Genomic DNA, 1171 nt, shown 5'->3' with positions numbered 1-1171 from the left:
GACGACGACGCCTTTGGGTCGTCCGGTGGAGCCGGAGGTGAAGATGACGTAGGCGGCGTTGTCGGGGTGCAGTGGTGGGGTGGGGCGAGGTGCGCGCTTGTCGAGGTCGAGGGTGTCGATGCGCAGTCGGGCGACGTCGGTGGGCAGGGCGGTGTCGGTGTCGTCGTCGGCGGTGAGGATGAGGACGGGGTTGCTGGTGGTGATGACGTAGTGCGTGCGGTCGGTGGGGTGGTCGGGGTCGATGGGGATGTAGGCGCCGCCGGCTTTGAGGACGGCGTAGATGGCGGTTATGAGGTCGATGCTGCGGCGGATGGCGAGTCCGACGAGGGTGTCGGGTCCGACACCGGCGGTGATGAGGTGTTGGGCAAGAGCGTTGGTGCGGGTGTCGAGTTGGGCGTAGGTCAGCTCGTCGTCGTCGGAGACGAGTGCGATCGCATCCGGGGTGCGATCGACCTGCTCCGTGAACAAGCCCACCAGCGTGCTCGAATCATTCTGTGAGACAGCTCCGTTGATGGAATCGATCAAAAACTCTTCGGACTCCAGAACGATTCGAAGGTCGCCGACAGTCACGGTCTCGTTGAGGGCTACTTCCTCCAGAACGGCGCGCAGGCGTGCAGCGAATCGTTCGATCGTCCCGCGATCGAAGAGATCGGTCGCGTACGTGACGGTGCCCGACGCGCCACCTCGTGTGTCGCCTGCCTGAATATGCTCGGCGACAACGACACTGAGGTCGAGCTTCGCGGCGACGACGTCGGGCTCGATAGGCTCGATTGCCAAGTCCGCCAGAGCGAGCGTCGGCGGGGCGAAATTCTGCAACATAAGCAGCACTTGAAACAGTGGGGAAAAGGCAAGGGATCGGTTGGGGCGCAGCAGCTCTACGACTCGGTCGAACGGGAGGTCGGCGTTCGAAAACGCCCCGAGATCGGCGGCCCTGACTCGATCCAGCAGTGTGGTGAAAGAGTCGTCACGTGCTACTTCGGTGCGTAGTGCGAGGGTGTTGCCGAACATGCCGACGAGGTCGTCGAGGGCTTCTTCACCACGTCCGGAAATCTGGGTGCCGATGCAGATGTCGTCGGAGTTGGACAGTCGGGCGAGCACGATCGCCATGGCGGCGTGGATGACCATGAACAGTGTGGCGTTGCGGTCGCGGGCGATGTGGTGCAGTCGGTCG

The 1171-nt window shown here is 63.6% G+C and carries 1 protein-coding gene; it reads right to left on the bottom strand.

Annotated features, from left to right (window positions below; all coding sequences use genetic code 11):
• Nucleotides 1-1171 (bottom strand): AMP-binding protein (locus JGU71_RS29600; protein ID WP_199708711.1); only part of this gene is annotated, 1171 nt, incomplete at both ends.

Origin of the sequence: Antrihabitans stalagmiti, assembly GCF_016482825.1 — a bacterium.
In the GTDB taxonomy this organism is placed as follows: domain Bacteria; phylum Actinomycetota; class Actinomycetes; order Mycobacteriales; family Mycobacteriaceae; genus Antrihabitans; species Antrihabitans stalagmiti.
The sequence above is the reverse complement of the archived record's forward strand: the minus strand, read 5'-3'. Positions and strand labels throughout refer to the sequence as shown.